Here is a 17,708-nt window from a genome sequence, read left to right as displayed (position 1 = left end):
GTGTTGCGGTTATAAGATACAGCGTTTTCGTTTTGTTAGTTATGGGCTGAAATAGCCTGAATAAATTTTAGATGCATGGAAGAAGAAAAATTTTCACTAAGTGGTACGTTTCAAAAGACTAAGGAGTATATTGACTCCCAATTTAAACTTGTCAAATTAAAAACCATTGAACGGTCTTCTCGTTTAATTGCAAGCTTAGTGGTAGATGCAACTAAGCTTATTTTTACCTTATTTGTTCTGTTTTTCTTATGTTTAGCTCTAGGTTTTTGGCTAGGAGAGTTATTGGGCAGTTATTCATTGGGTTTTTTGGCAACAGCAGGTATCTTTTTAGTGATCATTATCTTAATACGCGTTTTTGAGCCTATGCTGGAAGCAAAATTTATGGATCTTTCCATTCGACGTTTTTTGGCTAAATGGAACGATGAAATTGAGGAAGAAGAGGAAGAACTGCATAAAGAAAAACTTGATAGAGAAAGGGCTACAAATGAACAATAAACAGACCAAAATACGTAATTTACAGGAGCTTAAAGCTGAAATATTGCGCTTAAAAACGCTAAAGAATGAACAGGAGCTATACCTAAGGGCTCAATTTACGTTGCTTAATAATAAAATAGAGGCCCCCATTCGTTTTTTCAATACCTTAAAAAATAATATCCCGGGAGCGAATATTATAAAGCAGATGTTTTCCAAGAGTAATAATCCAGATTCTGATTGGTTAACAAAGACTTTACGTATTGGCGTACCCTTTATAATGAACAGATTGTTTCTGAAAAATACAGGGGTTTTAAAAAAAGCGCTCATGCTGCTGTTATCAGAACGTGCGGTTGGGCAAATCAATCAAGATAAAATCAGTGGTCTTATTGGAAAGTTAACGAGTTTTATTCGACCTAAGAAGAAGAAGAAAAATAAATTTGCCCAAACGGAAAATGCTCCTATAAAGGACGAAGTAAATGAATACGGCATCCCTTCTTATAGCGAGACATATTAATGTGATATTGTTTTCGCTATTCGGCTACTTCTTTTTTCAAAAAGTCAGTATAAGCGAGTTGAATGCCCTCCCGAAGGTTAACTTTGTGCTTCCATCCGAGTGCATGTATCTTTGATACATCCATGAGTTTGCGTGGTGTGCCGTCGGGTTTGGAACTGTCAAAAGTGATATTACCTGTGTAACCAATTACATCTTTAATCAATTCTGCGAGATCCTTTATGCTTATATCTTGACCTATACCGATATTGACAAATTGCTTTTCATTGTAATGATTCATTAAAAAGATACAAGCTTCTGCTAGGTCATCAGAGAAAAGAAATTCTCTTAAAGGAGTCCCCGTGCCCCAGATAACAACATCATCTCGCTTATTGACTTTTGCTTCGTGGAATCTACGGATCAAAGCTGGTAAGACGTGCGAATTTTGAGGATGATAATTATCGTTGATGCCATATAGATTTGTTGGCATTACGGATATATAATTGCAACCATATTGGTCCCGGAAGGCTTCTGCCATTTTTATACCTGCAATTTTGGCGATTGCATAGGGTTCATTCGTTGGTTCTAGGGTGCCCGTCAGTAACATGTCTTCGTTTAAAGGCTGGGGAGCCATCTTCGGATAGATGCAGCTAGATCCTAAGAACATCAACTTTTTAATGTTATTGTCGTAGGATGATTTGATGACATTATTTTGAATGGCTATATTTTCATAGATAAAATCTGCGCGATAGGTATTGTTTGCCATAATCCCACCAACTTTAGCGGCAGCGAGAAAAACATAATCAGGTTTTTCTTCGTTGAAAAAGTCAGCTACTGCTTGTTGATTGCGCAGATCTAATTCTTGAGATGTCCTGGTCACGATGTTGCTGTATCCAAGTTCTATTAATTTGCGATGTATTGCTGATCCGACCATTCCTCGATGGCCTGCTATGTAAATTTTAGCGCCTTTTTCCACGATAAGTTATTGAGTCCTGCAAACTTAGATAAATTGCTTTTTATATGCAATATAAATCGCCCGTATGAAAGTGATTTTATTGATTACTCTGTTTAGTCCATTGGCTTCATAATTATTCGCCAATCAATGGTATATTTCCTAGGATAAGATTTATTTTTTTAAGCGGGAATATAAGGTTATTTTTGCGGGATATTTATTGAAAATGGGAAAGGACAAACTACGTAAATTTGCTGAAGTTGCTACTTTTGAAAATGTAATCCAACTTGATGCAGGCAAAGAATATAAAGGAAAATGGGCCGAGAAGCAGTTTGGTAATAATAATCCGGTTGTTTTGGAACTTGCTTGTGGCAAAGGAGAATATACTGTTAATCTGGCGCGACTGTTTCCGGAGAAAAATTTCATTGGTATTGATTTTAAAGGTAATCGTATTTGGCGTGGTGCTAAAACAGCTTTGGAGGATGGCATTCGGAATGTTGCTTTTCTTCGGATACAGATTGAAACAATCCTTGAATATTTTGCCGAAAATGAAGTTGATGAAATCTGGATTACCTTTCCGGATCCTCAGCCTCAAGATAGCAGAGAGAAAAAGCGGCTGACAGGCCCAAAGTTTTTGGAGCGTTATAAATTCATTATGAAACCTGATGGGATGATGAATCTGAAAACAGATAACGACGGCTTTTATGCGTATACGCTGGAGCAGATCGATTTACAGAATCTAAAAAAATATAAGGAGACTACCGATCTTTACCATTCGGATTTAGTGGATAATGTTCTATCAATCAAAACTTACTATGAAAAAAAGTATTTAGCTGATGATAAGAATATCAATTATGTGAAATGGAGTTTCGAAAAAAGCTAATGAACGAATTTATTACATAATAGAAAGTCTAAACGAAAGTTTGGGCTTTTTTTGTTTAGTGGCGATATGACTTATTGCTGTGTTTGTTGGTTTTAAATTGATTTATAGGGCTTTTTAGAGGCCCTTTTTTTTGTTCGATGGCAACTTAAATAATTTCGATTTATTTCGTTTTGTAAATATTATTAATTATTTTCGATTTGAAAATTAAAAATAACCAACGAGATGTCGCATTAAAGCGAGCCTAATGCATGAAAATTCCTTCAAAGTGGATCTCAAAGCATTTTAATTACAATTGAAACCATAATAGTGTGATGAAAAGAAATGCTATTCGAAATAATTGTTAACAAAAAGAAAACATTAAGTTAAAGCAAACTTTTTGTTAGGGATATATTTTTGTGCCAAATTGAAAATTAACAATTTACACCAATAACTATGTTTAGTATTAACCCTATCCAAATTAATCTGCGGCACGCCTCCTCGAAAGTGCTATTTGCGGCTTTAGCAATTGCGTGCAATATGGATGTAGCTAAGGCGATGGTTCCATTAGAACGAGGCCATCGTGTTTTTCATGATTTTAATCAAGGGAAGATTAAGATTAAAGGAAAAGTTGTCGATAATCAAACGAAGGAGCCACTTGCATCTGTATCGATACTTTCAGGTGGAGTGACGAAGGGGTCTACGGATCGTAACGGAAATTTTGAGGTAGATATTGAAGTAGGGGGAAAGATCCGTTTTCAGATGATCGGTTATGAAGCTCAAACGCGAACTTACGAGGCTGCTCAATTGAATGCTAAAATTTCTTTAATTGCGAGATCGGAGGCGCTCAATGAAGTCGTTGTGACAGCACTAGGCATACAGCGAGAAGAGAAGGCATTAGGCTATTCCATAAGCACGGTCAAAGGCGAGGAATTGACGAATGCAATTTCAAACAACTGGACGGATGCCCTAACAGGAAAGGTCGCTGGTTTGAATTTGGTAAAGTCGGGTGCGGGGCCATTGGGATCCAATCAGATTATTTTAAGAGGGGAAACATCTTTTACGGGCGATAATTCCGCATTGATTGTTGTGGATGGTGTTGTCATGGGAGGAGGGACGCGGATGACCGGTAATGGTAGTTCCAATTATTTGGATAGCGATTCTCCAACAGACTTTGGAACATCGCTCTCGGATATTAATCCGGATGATATCGAATCTGTATCTGTTTTGAAAGGGCCTGGAGCTTCCGCACTTTATGGCTATCGGGGAGCGCATGGTGCAGTAATTATTACCACAAAAAAGGGAAAAGGAGCTAAAAATAAAATTGGCGTATCCGTTAATTCGAATACGGCAATTGGGACAATCAACAGATGGCCCGATTATCAATACCAATATGGTCAAGGTGCGATTGATCAGGATCTTTACTATTCCTACGGACAGTCAGAGGATGGTGCAAGTACTTTAAGTACGTCTTCTGCTTGGGGACCTAAATTTGATGGACAGTATTATTATCAGTACGATCCTAATTTCTACCGTTTGACACCTCCGGAGCGGACATTATGGAGACCCTATGAAAATAACCGAAAGGATCTTTTCCAAACGGAGCTCACGTCTACTAATTCGATCAGTATTTCTGGTGCTACTGAAAAGACCAGTTCGCGGTTTTCATATACCAACGTCACGAACAAATGGATTATTCCGAACATGGGTTATAATAGGAATACCATCGCTATGCAGTTCAATAACAAGGTGACGGATAAGCTGAGTCTCTCAACAAAAATTAATTTTAATAATAGGGGATCAGATAATTTGCCAAACAGTGGATATAACAATCAAAGTTACATGTACTTTGTGCGGGGTATTGTGCCGAATGTGAATGCAGCCTGGCTAGAGCAGAATTGGATTCCAGGCAAGGAAGGGATTGAACAGATGACTCCATTTTCAAACCTGTTGGATAATCCAAGAACCATATCTTATGATATGATCAATGCGCAGGATAAAAACAATGTTATTGGAAATTTACAGGCCGATTATAAATTCAATAAAGAGTTGAATTTGATGGTGCGGACAGGAATCGATTGGAGCTATGATAAACGCAAACAATCGAGACCATTTGATACCTATAAATATGCTTATGGCTATTACCGGGAGCAGTCAATTAATAACCAGGAAATTAACTCGGACTTTTTATTGCAATATAACAATCAACGGAGCAGTCTTCACAAATTTGGCGCATCGGTTGGAGGTTCATTGATGCACAATAAGTATATTAAGGATGATGCTTATGCTAATAGTTTAATTTATCCTAACCAGTATAATTTTGCAAATGCTAGGGAAAAGGTCGTTTATTTACCCCGTCGCGAAGAATATGCGGTCAATAGTTTATATGCTTTAACGAACTACAGCTATAAAGATATGATTTTTGTTGATGCGACAGGAAGGATTGATTGGGCGAGTACATTAGCTTCACCAAAAAAAAATGAGGTTAAGCCATTTTTCTATCCCTCTATAAATACGAGTTTCGTTCTTTCCCAATTGCTGAACTTGCCTAAAGCAATTAATTTTTGGAAAGTCAGGGCCTCCATCGCTGGGGTTGGGGGTGGGGGGAAACGTCCATATCTAAACTCTTATGGTTACAGCAGCGTTGAAGGAACTACGGGGGGACTTACAAATCCTACAACCGTTCCAGATGAAAATCTTAGATTTGAAAATACACGATCTTACGAGTTGGGAACAGATTTTAGAATGTTCAGAGACCGGCTCAAGTTAGATCTTACAGTATATTCGAGCACGACATACGATCAGATTATTGAGTCTCCGCTGGATCCTTCAAGCGGTTTCAGAAATCAGATTACGAATGCTGGAGAGGTACAGAATAGGGGAATAGAGATTGCGCTTTCTGGCGACATCATCAAGAAGAGAGACGGCTTAAATTGGAATATGTATGGAAATTTTACGAGCTATGATTCGAAAGTCATTTCCATACCTGCAGATCTGCAAGGAGAATTAGTGCTATCCACGTTGTTTGGCAGCAGAGGATCAATTGTGGCTTTACCCGGTAGACGATTTGGTGATATTTATGGACTTGGATATGAGCGGAATCAGGATGGCCAAATTGTTTATGAAAATGGACTTCCTGTATTGTCCCAACAGAACATGTATATCGGTAATCCAAATGCGACGACCAAATTCGGTTGGGGGAATGAATTTAAATACAAAGGATTTAGATTTAATTTCTTATTTGATGGTCAATTCGGCGGAGTGGGATATTCGTTGACACATGCCGTATTGATGGAAGAGGGAAAATTAAAAAAGACAATTCCGGGCCGATATAATGGTATTATTGGCGATGGTGTTGTGAAGAATAGTGATGGAAGCTACAGCAAGAATACAGTTGTTGCGTCTGCTGGAGATTATTATGCTAAACATTTTAACCGGGATAATATAGAATCAAATACTTTTTCCACGGACTTTATAAAGCTTCGTGAGGTCAGATTTGACTATACGTTACCTAAGTCTTTTGTTGAACGTTTGAAAATTGAGCGCGCATCAATTGGGGTGTACGGAAGAGATCTGTTTGTCATGACCAAATGGCCTTCATTTGACCCAGAGTTTGGATCGTTAAATTCAAGCGGTATTGAGAAAGGCGCAGAGATTGCCCAGTTCCCTTCAACCCGTACAATGGGTGTCAATTTATCATTCTCATTTTAAATCCAGCGTATTATGAAAAAGAATATAAGAAAAGCTTTTATTTTGTTGGCAGCCTGTGGGATGCTACAGAGCTGTACAAAAGACTTTGTCGCAATAAATACAAATCCAAATGCAATTTCTGCGGCAGCGCCACAAAGTCTCATAGCGCCAGCTTTACTCAATGTGTTAAACACAAACTTGTCCCGTAATATGCGCATCAACAATGAGCTTATGCAAGTGACGGTAACAGTAAATGATGCATTGGAGATTCAACGGTATGAAATCAGGCCGTCAGAAGCGGAATCTACCTGGTCCGGATGGTACGTACAGTTGACGAATATACGTGATATTTATCAGAAGGCAGGGGAAGGGCAGCAGAAGGGTTATCAGACATACCAGGGTATTTCGCTTATATTGGATGCTTGGGTGAGTTCGTTAATAACTGATATGTATGGTGATGTACCTTATACGGACAGCAATAAAGGGTATAGTGATAGTAATTTAACTCCTGTATTTGATAAACAGTCCGATATTTATGCGGATATCTTTAGAAAATTAGAAGAGGCCAATACGCTTTTGAAAGGTAAGGTTGCTGTCGAATCGACCAATTTAGCGATGGATCCCATATTTAATTCTGATCCTGCAAAATGGCAGAAATTTGGTAATTCTTTATATCTCCGATTATTGCTACGTATAGCACATAAGTCAGAAACCAATGCCGTTGCAAAGATCAAAGAAATATTAGAAACGAATGCCGCTGAATATCCTGTGATGCAAAGCAATGCCGAAACAGCTGCTTTATACTACACTAATGTACAGCCTTACATGAATCCTTATTTTAATAGCCGTGACATAGATTTTAATGGGAACAAAGGCTATTCAGAGTTTTTTATCAATAATCTGCTGGACCTTTCAGACCCAAGATTAAAAATTTGGGCCACTGAAGCCACATTAGGAGTGTATGGCGGTATGCAGTCCGGATACCAGAGAGGAAATGTCCCCGAGCAACAATCAACGCTTTTAACAAGTCTAAAAGCTGATTCGCATATGGGAAATATCATGAATTACGCCGAGTTGCAATTTATTATTGCTGAATGTGGTATGAGAGGGTATGCTCAGGTCGATGCGCCTGGAGCCTATTTAAAGGGAGTGAACGCGGCTATGGAATACTGGGGGCTAACAGCGCCAGCATCTTACCTAAGCAGTGCAAAGGTTCAATTGTTGCCCACAGATAGTGATAATGCGAAATTAAAAAAGGTGCATTTGCAAAAATACTATGCGATGCTATTTACGGATTTCCAACAGTGGTACGAATACCGTAGAACCCAATTATTGGATTTATACAAAGGTCCGGGCTTGTTGAATCAAGGGAAAATGCCAGTACGTTTAAATTATCCAATAATTGTACAATCTTTAAACAAAGTAAATTATCAGGATGCTGTGAGTCGTATGGGGGGAGACGGGATAAATGAAAAAATGTGGTGGCAACCTTCAATCAACTAATCAATGAAAAAGTTAAAATCAATACTATGCAGTATGTTGGCAATGTCAGCATTGCTGTCCGGCTGTATCAAAGACAACGTCAATGAATCGGTAGGGACACTAAATCCTGAAATATCGTTGTATGCGCTACGCAGTCTATATAAAAATGCCGATTTACAGCTTAATGCGTCTTCGCTACAAGGTGCAGAATATATCAAAGCAGTGGTCGTTTCGCATGCGGAAAATAAGAATTTACCGGAAAATACACTTGCTGTACAGAATATTTGGCGAAATCAACGCCGTGGAATATTAGTTCAGGTGCCCAATGCGTCTGAATTTAAATTTGGAGATTCGGTTCAGATCAATATTAGCGGTTCAAAACTGATTACAAAAGATGGCTTATTAGTTCTTTCAGTCGATAATAATCAACAGCTTAAAGTCTACTCATCTGGTAATACTATTGCCCCATTGCCTGTTGCTGTTTCCAGTCTAAAGTCGAAGTTTGATGAGTTTGAATCAACCTATATCGATATTACAGCCGATGTTGAACCTGAACCCGCAGCCGGGACAGCGTTGAAAGGAGATAAAATCTTGATGGATGGTGATAAAAATGAGATTATATTGCATACACAAGATAATGCGACATTTGCTGAGGAGTCCATCGCTCCAAGTGCATCTTTCAGAGGAATTGCATTCAAGGAGGGCGAAAATCTACAAGTTAGGATGCAGAGTTATGCTGATATGGCTTATGCCAGCGGTAAGTTATATGCAGGTTGGCCTGAAACTTTTGATGCTGTAGATGCGAGTTTGAAAGGTAGTTATGATATGAAGGATAAAAACGCGGTCTCCTTTCCAACGGGGCAATGGAACCTGTATCAGGCTATTCTAGGAACAACTGCTGGTCGTGATCGTATTGTTTCTGGAAAAAATGCCATCCGTATGCAGCAGAACTTAAGTGTTGATGGTTATGTGCAAATGAATTTTGATGTGCCGAATGGGGCCTCAAAAATAACGCTTTGGTATGGTTCGTATTACACCGATCGCTCGTGTACGTTCAAGTTGGAATACTCGAACGATGGAGGAACGACATGGAAGCAAACAGGCGAGCCTATTTCGGACGCGCACACAACAACAGAGAGCATGAATTCAAAACAGGCTGTATTCTTAATGAATATTCAGGGGCCGGTCCGTTTTAGAGTTACCAAGCTAGGATTAGGAACAAGTAACAATGTGATTAATAACGGCAGGTTGGGATTGGATGATATTGCTATTTATAAAAGTTATTAATTTAAAAAGTTGATTATAAGAAAGCCTCATTNNAATGAGGCTTTCTTATAATCAGGTATTATCTCAACTCGTCAAAAAAAATCGTTATCTTCATTATATAACTATAAACGAAGACTTATGAATTTAACAGATTTAGTTACAGGTGGAGTAGGTTCCAAAGTTATAGAGACTATTTCAAAAATAACTGGTGTCAGTGAATCTAAAGCAAAATGGATTGTAGCGGCAGCAGTTCCCTTGATGATTGCAGCACTGAATTACAATGCGAAAAACAAAGGGCAGGCAGAAAATATTGACAATGCTATTGATCAGCATAGCAATAGCGGGATACTCGATAAAATTGGCGATCTATTTGGACAAGGAGGAGCGGGGCATAATGGTTCTGAAGATGGCAATAAAATTGTTAACCATATGTTTGGTCAAAATACCGAAGTAGTAACCCAGAATATTGCGGATAAAGCAGGCTTGAGTTCCTCACAGGTAACAGGGGTACTTGCCACGCTGGCTCCTATCGTAATGGGTTATTTAGGGCAACAAAAGCAGGCTTCAAGTGGCGGTGGTATTGGCGATCTGATCGGTTCTGTGCTAGGAGGTGGAACACAACAGAATGCAGGTGGCGGTATGTTGGGGGGTATTTTAGGCTCTTTTTTGGGCGGTGGTCAAGAAGAACAAGCGCAAACAACGGAGCAGCCCACAGCGGGCGGTAGCATTACGGACATGTTGGGTGGACTAGCAGGCAGTTTTTTTGATAAAAATAACGATGGACAGGCGAAGGGAAATATTCTTGATTCGATCGTCGGTATGTTTGGGAAGTAAGCTGTGTTAGGCTATTAGTTTTTTTGATAAAAAGCTCGTATGGGATTAAGTTAGGATAATGCAGATCTTAAAAAGTATGAGGTCGGAAGTTCTACACTTCCGACCTCATACTTTTTGTCCAATTCGTATTAATTTTCGACCGACACTTTCGGTGGGAAATTTTTATGTTTTCTTTTGCTGATTTTGTCAATATTGACGGGTTGAGGTACCTTGACATAATATCCTGTTCCGTCATATTCACGTTTATTTGGGTTCTCTTTACATGCTGTCGAGCAGCATCCGTCCATCTCCCAGCCGCACTCATCACACTGGGTGAAATGCTCATTACAAGTCGGGTTGGCACAGTTAATCATCTTCGTTGTATGCTTGCCACAATTAAAGCAAGTCGATACAACCGATGGGTTGACAGAGTTGATATCCACTGTAACACGGTTGTCGAAGACGTAGCATTGGCCCTCGAAATCCTCGCCACCAGCTTCTTTCCCATATTTAATAATACCACCATGTAATTGATAAACATCCTCGAATCCTTCTTTTAATAAAAGAGCAGATGCTTTTTCACATTTAATTCCTCCTGTGCAGTAGGTTAATATTTTTTTGCCTTTATACTTTTCAAGCTCTTTGATTTTTTCCGGGAACTCGCGGAAGTTTTCAATATCTAAAGTAACAGCATTTTTAAAATGACCGACATTGTGCTCGTAATTTGAACGTACATCCAAAACAACAACATCCTCCTGATCTTTCATCGCCAAGAAATCCTTGGGTTCGAGGTGAACACCTGTTTGACGGTTGGGGTCAATTTCTTTCGGATCACGCAACCCAGAGTGAACAATCTCGGCTTTATATCGGCAGTGCATTTTAATGAATGACGGTTCTTCGACATCGTCAATTTTAAATTCTGTTTTGTTAAAACGTCCATCCGCATAGATTGCATCCATGTAGCTTTTACACGCTTCAATAGTGCCGGAAACAGTTCCATTAAGACCCTCATCAGCGACAATGATACGACCGACTAGGCCCAGTGATTTACAAAATTCTAAGTGATCTGATGCAAATTTTTCGGCATCCTCGATAGGGCTGTAGCAATAGTACAGCAAAGTTTGATATTGTGTCATGATATTCATTGATACCGCTGCAAACGGCGTTTAATGCTAAAAATAAATTCTTTGCAAAGCTACGAAAAATAATAAATGGAATAAAATGACCCTCGTCACCTTTTCTTCAAAGGTTCGAGAAGATACTCCAGACCGTTGAGTTTTATTTCGTAGAGTGTCGCTAACTGCTGACCTAGTTTTCCCTTCGGAAAACCTTTTTGGTTGTACCAGACCAAATATGGCTCAGGAAGATTACATAAGGTGTAGCCTTGGTATTTGCCAAACGGCATCTTGACTGTAACAAGCTCGGTTAAAATTTCAGGATTTAACATTAGTCTTGAGGTTTTCCATAATTAAGACGGTGCCATATGGCTTTTAGTGCAATAATCCCATGGTTGAATAGATTAGGAATAGCCCCATAGTAGTGTTTGAAAATAGCAAAACGCTCTTTCAAAGATTCCTTATGTTTTTGCTTTGACATTCCACCAACAAGATAGCGGGCCACATATTGCTGTGCATTAACGGATTTTTTTGACTTTTTGGCACAGCGAATAACCCAGTCAATATCGGCGCATAATTTATAATTGAGATCGTATGACTCGGCTATGTCACGCTTGATATAGATGGCCTGATGGCATATATTCATACCATAGCGAAAGCTTTTCCAGTTAAAATAAGCTGGGACTTTATGTCTCCGTTCACCAACAATATTTCGATGTTCGTCTACAAGTATAGTTTCGCCATAAAGAATATCGGCGTTGTCACTCAGTTTAGCAAGGTTCTCAATGCTGTTGAGATCATATATTTCATCACCGGAATTTAGAAAAAGAACATAATCACCTGTTGCTAGGGCCAACCCTTTATTCATCGCATCATAGATGCCCTTATCTTTCTCGGATAACACGACAGAGATCTGATTGCTATATTTTTGGATGACATCTAATGTACCATCGGTTGATTGTCCGTCTATCACAATATACTCTATATTGTCATAGCTTTGATTAACAACAGATTTAAGGGTGTATTCTATGTCACGAAGATTGTTGTAAACGACAGTTATAATCGAGAATTTAGGATGAGCAGACATGTTTCTTTATGTATTGAATGTGTTTATTTTCTTTTTAAAGAATCGGATGGCACGGTTGAACAATGATCCTTTGCGATGTGCATAAAAATGCTTGATAGCTTCGTAAGCTTGTTTGTTTTCTGAAATTTCCGTTGGAAAATACGCTACAGGATGTTCAGCTAGTGCAACCTGATAAGTTGATTCAGAAGCTGTATGTGTGCCCGAACCGTCGTTCCCAATATTCTGGGTCATCGAATTCCTAGGATACAAAACTAATCCATTTTTTCTGAATATGGAAGCATACCAGCGTATCGCCCAAGAGTTGATCTTTCCCGCCTTCAATTCCCGTACTTGTTTCCAAAAGTTTTCTTTACCCTCTATACTAAATTGATGGATCTGCGCTGCTGTAAAATCCGATACAATTTCATCAATGTTTGGGTTGAAATATTTCCAGGCGCGATCCCAGGTTGCCCAACCCCAACTGTTTGCCACTCGGAAAAAGAACGTCTCTGGCAGCTTATTTAAATCCTTTACCGGATAACTGTAGCCACTGATTTCCATGACCTGTTCTTGATCTTTATACCGCTCCAATGCTTTGTTAAAATAATCCAGGGCAAAAACTGAAGTTTCTAGATCGTCTTCTAAGACAATAATCTTTCCATGCGTATTGACCACTTTCGTAACACCGTCAATTACATTCGCTGCCAGACCCCAATTTTCTTTTCGTTCTACGATAATCACCTCTTTAAATTTCCAGGCCCTATTGATAATTTTTCGCACTTCATCAACTGCTTGAACAGACTTTTCATTTTTTGCAGCATCCGAATAGATGTAAAGTATAGTTTGGCCTGCCTGTTTATTTTTTTCTAATGCTGTAAGCGTTCTTATCGTATGATCAGGACGATTATAGACAAAAAGTATGACTGGAGCAATACTGTTCATGTGTCAAAAGATTGTGTTGAATGCTTTCTTGTTGGCCTGACGAGTCCGATAAACAGCACTCGTTTTTCCAAGTAATCTAAAAACAATAGTTAAATAGCTCTTTGCTTCAAAAAGATCTCCTTTAAAAAATGAAGATGCCATTTTCTTTAGGCTTGCCAATACCGCCATCGAAAAAGCTTTTACAAAAGTATAATTGATATTGCAATATTCAGTCAGATGATAGACAAATTCGCTTTTCATAAAAGCTTTGCGGTCTGTTTTGCGTTGCTGCCTATCGTGATAAGCCTTGGCTTCTTCAGCCAGAACAATGTTTAATCCGTAGTAATTGATGCGGTTGGCATAATCCTTATCTTCCCCATAATGAAAAAAGATCGGTGCGAAACCACCGACTTTTCTGATAACTGTGTTGGGGATCAACCAAAAGGCGGCATTGACAAAAGGACAGATCCGATAGGAATTTTTGGTGATGGCATCTTTTGTGTACTCAGCAAAGCCATGGTCCAGTGTGGTTTCTGTACCGTCGTAGTGAATCGGTGAAATAATGCCGATATTGTCTGTATTTACCTTGATTAAATTGGCGAGACAGTTCCGATCCACCCAGGCATCCTGGTTGACCAAAAATGCATAATCATATTCTTCCTTCAAAACAATGTCAAGTCCGATGTTGTTGGCCTTTCCAAAACCCAGATTTTCGGAACTTTCTATTAGTCTTATTGTCGGATACGTTTCTTTTATGATCTGTGTGGTATTGTCTACCGAATTGTTGTCGACAACTAAAATATCTGTAGGGTAGCTCGAATCCAATAGACTGGGTAAGCACTTGTGGATCCAAGGCTCAAAATTATAAGAGACGATTATGGTGAGAATCCTGGCCATCTATTTTTTTCGGATAACTGTTAGGAAATAGTGGAATAATTCCAACAAAATGCTGGGTTTAAAGATTCTATTGACAATGATATATGCACATACGGCCACTCCAATTGTGCTTGCAAACCTAAGATAGAGATTGGCGATAGCTGCGGTGGCATAATGAGCTGTAATACAACTGGCAGCTGCCAATAATGCATAAGCAAAAATATCTGCCAGAAGATAACGAAATGAATAACTCATATAAGGTTTAGCAGAAGCATACCATACGAATATCCAGAGCGCATTTAATGCTGAGGTTAATCCAATGAGCAATTCAAGACCTAATGATTTGCCGAAGAACAGAATAGCGATTTGGAGCAGACCAAACACGATGATATTCCGCATATAAACTTGAGGTTTTCCCTTGCTAATGATGAGGTTAGAAAAAACGTTGCTAACAGAATCAAATGCCGCTCCAATACAAAATATTTGAAGAAATATGGCACTTTGCGCCCATTTGTCGGTGATTGCAATCGAAATGAAATCCTGTGCTACAGTGGTTAAACCCAATAACATGGGAAATGCCAAAAAAGCAGTAAAAGAAATCAGTTTGCGAAACACCCTTACTTGCCTGTCTTTATCATCTTCTATCTCCTTTAAAATGGGCTGGGTCACATTATTGACCATATTGGTTAATATATTCTGGGCCATGATGCTCCAGCGGTTTGGATTAACCGTGTAACCTAATTCTTCTGCAGTATAATGGCGTCCTAAGATTGCCGCATAGATATTTTTATTCAGGTTGATAAAGATGTTGGTAACCAGTATTTTACTGCTAAATCCTAAAATGTCACGAATGGGGCGGAAATCGAATTGAAAAGTTGGCCTAAATTTGGAAAAATACCAGAATCCGAGCATATTAAAGCCACTGTAGGATACAATTTGAATAGCGTATGCCCAATAAGCATAATCTTTATAAGCAAGATAAACCCCGACCAAATTGGATACAATAAGTGCAAAAGTGCCCGTAATAACGCGTTCTTTTATTTTTAGATTTCTGAAGAGGTAGGCGTTATGGGCGATACCAAAACTTCCTAGCCAAAAGGACAAGAAGGTAAACCTGCTTAGTTCTATAAGTACTGGTTGATTATAATATAGAGCGATAAGAGGAGCTGCGAAAAATAAGACGATATAGATGAATGTTCCAATCCCGACGCTTGTCCAGAAAACAGCGTTATAATCCTTATGTTCAACCTGCTTTTTATTCACGATACCGTAAACAAACCCACTTTCTTGAAAGGCAGAAGCTAGAACGGAAAAGATAGTGATCATCGCTACTAAACCGTAATCTTCCGCTGTTAGTTTACGGTTTAGAAGGATGCCGAAGCCGAAGCCCAAAAACTGCTGGATGATACTGGCCATACCACCCCATAGCAGTCCTTTTGTTGTTTTTGATTTTAAAGAGTCATTTTTCGTTTGCGATGACATGCTAAATTAAATGAGCGGCAATATTAAAGTATTGCAATTGTATTCGCAAATTCTTTTAGGGAAACATCAGTTGGATTGACATCGGTAATCAAATAGGAAATATCACGTAACGGAACTACTTTCATTTTTTGAACTGAATTAAGTTTTTCCGCAATGCTCAGAATAGCTACCTTTTTCGAGCATTTAATCATAGCGCGTTTGATTTGTACGACCTCCCAGTCCGAGTCAGTAACCCCGTCTTCTACGGAAAGAGAATTTGTTCCCAACAAACAAAGATCGACTTTAAGATCGGCCAATTCATTGGCCACTTGAGCTCCAGAAACAATGTTTGTGTTGCGTGAAAGCTTTCCGCCGACCAAAATGACTTCCAGATTTGGTTTTTCTGCCAGTTCTAATGCAACTAACGGGCTTATAGTGAAAAATGTACACTGAAGGTGATCAGGTATTGTTCTTGCCAATTCGATTAATGTTGTCCCGCCGCCGACTAAGACTGTCATGCCATTTGAGATTAATGTGCTTGCTTTCTTAGCAATTTCTTTTTTTGCTTCCTTGGCATACACATTCCCATCCTGGAAGGGAAATTGAAAAGATTTGGATAATGCTCCACCATAGACTTTTAAAACTTTACCGTTCTCTGCAAGTTCGTTTAAGTCTCGTCTAATTGTATCCTCAGATACATTGAGCTGGACACTTAGATCTGAAGATAAAACTTTGTTATGTAGGTTAATCTGATGTATAATGAATGCTTGTCTTTCTTCCTTTAACATTGGTCTGTGGTTTTTAATCGGAATTTAAAAATTAATTGAAAAAATCACTCTAAATGTAGTGAAAATTATTCTTCCTTTTTGTCAATTTTTGTTAAGCCAGCTTTGAACCTTGGTTTGAAGCCCGTGGGTTTACTGGTTGCAGTTTGCTGTTCGTCAATGCTATGGTTTTCGGGCGCTATTGCCGGAGTTTGCTGTGTGTCTGAATCTTCGTTTTTTTGTTCCGCATTTACGACTTCTTCTGATTTGACTGCGGCTTTCGGTGCGGCCTGCGGCGCTTGTTCGGAAGTTTCTATTTTCGTCACACCTGCTTTAAACCGCGGTTTGAATCCTGTTGGTTTGTTGGCAACAGGTTCTTGGGTATCTGAATTGTTATTTTCTGGTTCAGCGTTTATAGTTGTTTCTGAACTGATTTTATCTATTGATGCGGCCTGCGGCGCTTGTTCGGAAGTTTCTATTTTCGTCACGCCTGCTTTAAACCGTGGTTTGAAGCCTGTAGGCTTGTTGGCAACAGGTTCTTGGGTATCCGGATTGTTATTTTCTGGTTCAGCGTTTATAGTTGATTCTGAACTGATTTTATCTATTGGTGCGGCCTGCGGCGCTTGTTCGGAAGTTTCTGTTTTCGTCACCCCCGCTTTAAACCTCGGCTTAAAGCCTGTCGGTTTTGGTGCCGATGGAGTAGCTTTGTCAGTTGTTTCTTCGGATGCAGGAGTAGTTGCTGCTGCGTCAGGAGCTTTAGTGACTCCGGCTTTAAACCTCGGCTTAAATCCTGTTGGTTTTGGCGCTGATGGAGTAGCTTTGTCAGTTGTTTCTTCGGATGCAGGTGTAGTTGCTGCTGTGTCAGGAGCTTTAGTGACTCCGGCTTTAAACCTAGGTTTGAATCCTGTTGGTTTTGGCGCCGATGGAGTAGTTTCGTCAGTTGCAGGAGTAGTTGCTGCTGCGTCAGGAGCTTTAGTGACTCCGGCTTTGAATCTCGGCTTAAATCCTGTTGGAGCAGAGGCGGTCTCAGTTTTAGCAGAATCTGGTGCTTCGGTGGTTTTAGCCTCATCAACTGCTGGTGTAATTGTAGCTTTGAATCGAGGTTTGAAGCCCGCGGGTTTTATCGCCTTCGAACCAGAAGTCTCCGTTGGAGTATCAGCCACGGCCTGTTTTACTGCAGGTTTTGCGGCTGGAGTTTCTTCCTCTTTCAGATGGAAGCTTTTTCGAAGCTTATTGAACCAGAACTTCTTGCTGTGGTCAAAGCTTTTTTCTCCCATCGCAGAATAATGTGCTTTGAACTCCTCAAATAAGGGTTTATCTGCAGCTTGTAAAGCTTTTAAATCAATTTTCTTTTTTATGAAAAATTCTTCAAAAGTCATTCTGATACGAGTTTGATTTAGTCTATTACAAATGTAGTAATTTTTCTGACGGAGCTAGACGGTGTTTTAAACAAAAAAGAGCGACGAGCGCTCTTTTTTG

16 protein-coding genes are annotated in these 17,708 nt (G+C 39.3%); 7 read left to right on the top strand and 9 right to left on the bottom strand.

The features are described 5' to 3' along the window. The first annotated feature begins 75 nt into the window (after positions 1 to 75). Positions 76 to 495 carry a hypothetical protein gene (locus B3139_RS19570; protein ID WP_293885163.1) on the top strand — a complete coding sequence of 140 codons (420 nt, stop codon included), beginning with the start codon at positions 76 to 78 and terminating at the stop codon, positions 493 to 495. Then, positions 485 to 988 (top strand): hypothetical protein, encoded by a 504-nt coding sequence (locus tag B3139_RS19565; protein WP_293885162.1) that lies wholly within the window; start codon positions 485 to 487, stop codon positions 986 to 988. The genes B3139_RS19570 and B3139_RS19565 overlap by 11 nt, the downstream gene beginning before the upstream one ends. A 16-nt stretch (positions 989 to 1,004) precedes the next feature. On the opposite strand, the gene fcl is transcribed toward B3139_RS19565, so the two are convergent. Beyond that, entirely contained in the window at positions 1,005 to 1,940 is a 936-nt protein-coding gene (gene fcl / locus B3139_RS19560; RefSeq protein WP_293885161.1) for a GDP-L-fucose synthase, read from the bottom strand. Between the two features lie 202 nt (positions 1,941 to 2,142). On the opposite strand from fcl, the gene trmB reads away from it, so the two are divergent. The 5 genes from trmB to B3139_RS19535 all read left to right on the top strand — a co-directional run bounded on the left by trmB (position 2,143) and on the right by B3139_RS19535 (position 10,047). After that, entirely contained in the window at positions 2,143 to 2,799 is a 657-nt protein-coding gene (gene trmB / locus B3139_RS19555; protein WP_209578401.1) for a tRNA (guanosine(46)-N7)-methyltransferase TrmB, read from the top strand. A gap of 432 nt (positions 2,800 to 3,231) precedes the next feature. Continuing rightward, entirely contained in the window at positions 3,232 to 6,486 is a 3,255-nt protein-coding gene (locus tag B3139_RS19550) for a SusC/RagA family TonB-linked outer membrane protein (RefSeq protein ID WP_293885160.1), read from the top strand. A gap of 12 nt (positions 6,487 to 6,498) precedes the next feature. Further along, on the top strand, positions 6,499 to 7,968 hold the full coding sequence (locus B3139_RS19545; RefSeq protein WP_293885159.1) for a SusD/RagB family nutrient-binding outer membrane lipoprotein: 1,470 nt from the start codon (positions 6,499 to 6,501) through the stop codon (positions 7,966 to 7,968). A gap of 3 nt (positions 7,969 to 7,971) precedes the next feature. Beyond that, positions 7,972 to 9,234 carry a DUF5689 domain-containing protein gene (locus B3139_RS19540; protein WP_293885158.1) on the top strand — a complete coding sequence of 421 codons (1,263 nt, stop codon included), beginning with the start codon at positions 7,972 to 7,974 and terminating at the stop codon, positions 9,232 to 9,234. A 117-nt stretch (positions 9,235 to 9,351) separates the two neighbouring features. After that, complete coding sequence (locus tag B3139_RS19535; protein WP_293885157.1) at positions 9,352 to 10,047, top strand: DUF937 domain-containing protein; 696 nt, start codon at positions 9,352 to 9,354, stop codon at positions 10,045 to 10,047. 128 nt (positions 10,048 to 10,175) lie between these two features. Here B3139_RS19535 and B3139_RS19530 read toward each other — a convergent pair whose 3' ends face one another. The 8 genes from B3139_RS19530 to B3139_RS19495 form a co-directional block, all read right to left on the bottom strand. Next, complete coding sequence (locus B3139_RS19530) at positions 10,176 to 11,162, bottom strand: rhodanese-related sulfurtransferase (RefSeq protein WP_293885156.1); 987 nt, start codon at positions 11,160 to 11,162, stop codon at positions 10,176 to 10,178. Positions 11,163 to 11,257: 95 nt separating this feature from the next. Next, positions 11,258 to 11,473, bottom strand: a complete 216-nt coding sequence (locus B3139_RS19525; RefSeq protein WP_046673143.1) for a DUF3820 family protein — start codon at positions 11,471 to 11,473, stop codon at positions 11,258 to 11,260. Further along, a complete protein-coding gene (locus tag B3139_RS19520; protein ID WP_293885155.1) occupies positions 11,473 to 12,228 on the bottom strand; it encodes a glycosyltransferase family 2 protein in 756 nt (251 codons plus the stop codon). Before B3139_RS19520 ends, B3139_RS19525 begins: the two co-directional genes overlap by 1 nt. Before the next feature lie 6 nt (positions 12,229 to 12,234). Continuing rightward, a complete protein-coding gene (locus B3139_RS19515) occupies positions 12,235 to 13,149 on the bottom strand; it encodes a glycosyltransferase (protein WP_293885154.1) in 915 nt (304 codons plus the stop codon). Between the two features lie 3 nt (positions 13,150 to 13,152). Continuing rightward, complete coding sequence (locus tag B3139_RS19510) at positions 13,153 to 14,025, bottom strand: glycosyltransferase family 2 protein (protein ID WP_293885153.1); 873 nt, start codon at positions 14,023 to 14,025, stop codon at positions 13,153 to 13,155. After that, positions 14,026 to 15,486: a lipopolysaccharide biosynthesis protein gene (locus B3139_RS19505; RefSeq protein ID WP_293885152.1), complete on the bottom strand. Its 1,461-nt coding sequence runs from the start codon at positions 15,484 to 15,486 to the stop codon at positions 14,026 to 14,028. Positions 15,487 to 15,509: 23 nt separating this feature from the next. Then, the gene (locus B3139_RS19500) at positions 15,510 to 16,253 is read right to left on the bottom strand and encodes a DeoR/GlpR family DNA-binding transcription regulator (RefSeq protein ID WP_046673148.1); all 744 of its coding nucleotides are present in this window, start codon (positions 16,251 to 16,253) and stop codon (positions 15,510 to 15,512) included. Positions 16,254 to 16,318: 65 nt separating this feature from the next. Further along, complete coding sequence (locus B3139_RS19495; RefSeq protein WP_293885151.1) at positions 16,319 to 17,608, bottom strand: hypothetical protein; 1,290 nt, start codon at positions 17,606 to 17,608, stop codon at positions 16,319 to 16,321. Positions 17,609 to 17,708: the final 100 nt, after the last annotated feature.

It is taken from the genome of Sphingobacterium sp. UBA1498 (assembly GCF_002325125.1).
GTDB lineage: Bacteria > Bacteroidota > Bacteroidia > Sphingobacteriales > Sphingobacteriaceae > Sphingobacterium.
This window is presented reverse-complemented; position numbering and strand designations above follow the sequence as displayed.

Bases quoted from the DNA above. Each gene is read 5' to 3' on its own strand.
- B3139_RS19550 (WP_293885160.1), top strand. From the start codon at position 3,232: ATGTTTAGTATTAACCCTATCCAAATTAATCTGCGGCACGCCTCCTCG.
- B3139_RS19570 (WP_293885163.1), top strand. From the start codon at position 76: ATGGAAGAAGAAAAATTTTCACTAAGTGGTACGTTTCAAAAGACTAAG.
- B3139_RS19520 (WP_293885155.1), bottom strand. From the start codon at position 12,228: ATGTCTGCTCATCCTAAATTCTCGATTATAACTGTCGTTTACAACAAT.
- B3139_RS19500 (WP_046673148.1), bottom strand. From the start codon at position 16,253: ATGTTAAAGGAAGAAAGACAAGCATTCATTATACATCAGATTAACCTA.
- B3139_RS19540 (WP_293885158.1), top strand. From the start codon at position 7,972: ATGAAAAAGTTAAAATCAATACTATGCAGTATGTTGGCAATGTCAGCA.
- B3139_RS19530 (WP_293885156.1), bottom strand. From the start codon at position 11,162: ATGACACAATATCAAACTTTGCTGTACTATTGCTACAGCCCTATCGAG.
- B3139_RS19565 (WP_293885162.1), top strand. From the start codon at position 485: ATGAACAATAAACAGACCAAAATACGTAATTTACAGGAGCTTAAAGCT.
- B3139_RS19510 (WP_293885153.1), bottom strand. From the start codon at position 14,025: ATGGCCAGGATTCTCACCATAATCGTCTCTTATAATTTTGAGCCTTGG.
- B3139_RS19515 (WP_293885154.1), bottom strand. From the start codon at position 13,149: ATGAACAGTATTGCTCCAGTCATACTTTTTGTCTATAATCGTCCTGAT.
- B3139_RS19525 (WP_046673143.1), bottom strand. From the start codon at position 11,473: ATGTTAAATCCTGAAATTTTAACCGAGCTTGTTACAGTCAAGATGCCG.
- B3139_RS19535 (WP_293885157.1), top strand. From the start codon at position 9,352: ATGAATTTAACAGATTTAGTTACAGGTGGAGTAGGTTCCAAAGTTATA.
- trmB (WP_209578401.1), top strand. From the start codon at position 2,143: ATGGGAAAGGACAAACTACGTAAATTTGCTGAAGTTGCTACTTTTGAA.
- B3139_RS19495 (WP_293885151.1), bottom strand. From the start codon at position 17,608: ATGACTTTTGAAGAATTTTTCATAAAAAAGAAAATTGATTTAAAAGCT.
- B3139_RS19505 (WP_293885152.1), bottom strand. From the start codon at position 15,486: ATGTCATCGCAAACGAAAAATGACTCTTTAAAATCAAAAACAACAAAA.
- B3139_RS19545 (WP_293885159.1), top strand. From the start codon at position 6,499: ATGAAAAAGAATATAAGAAAAGCTTTTATTTTGTTGGCAGCCTGTGGG.